This is a genomic window from Undibacterium sp. TJN19 (genome assembly GCF_049339485.1).
Lineage (GTDB): Bacteria > Pseudomonadota > Gammaproteobacteria > Burkholderiales > Burkholderiaceae_D > Undibacterium.
The window spans coordinates 1-458 of sequence record NZ_JBMPPL010000064.1; the positions used below are offsets into that span (position 1 = coordinate 1).

Annotated in this window: 1 pseudogene; it reads right to left on the reverse strand. The window is 52.8% G+C overall.

Annotated features, from left to right (window positions below):
- Window positions 1–458: pseudogene (locus tag ACO0LH_RS28535) on the reverse strand (IS3 family transposase); the annotation flags it as partial.

The following is a 458-nucleotide window of genomic DNA, read 5'->3' on the forward strand; positions in this document are numbered from 1 at the left end:
ACGCGGTTGGGTTGATCGACAGCAAACTGTCGGTTGAGCAGGTTTGGTGCAATCGGCAAACTATGATTAGAGTCGGTCGTGGCTTTGTATTTGCGCTTGCCGCGGGCTTTAATGCTGTGCAGTTGCATCAGCTTGCGCACACGCTCTTTACCTACAGAGATGCCACGTACCCGCAACGCTTTCCAGATCCTGGGCCATCCATATTCTTGCTTGGTTTTCGCATGAATGGCCTTGATATGCACCAGGAGTGCATCGTTGCTGACATGCTTGCGTTGCTGTGGCGTCGCCTGTCTTGCGAAGTGCTCGTGGTAGCCGCTCTGACTTACCCCGAGAATTTCGCATTGCAGGGAAATCGGCCAGCAACTCTTGTTGCGCGTTATCCAGGCGTACTTCACATCGACTCCTTGGCGAAGTACGCTGTAGCTTTTTTTAGGATATCTCGCTCCATCTTGACCCGC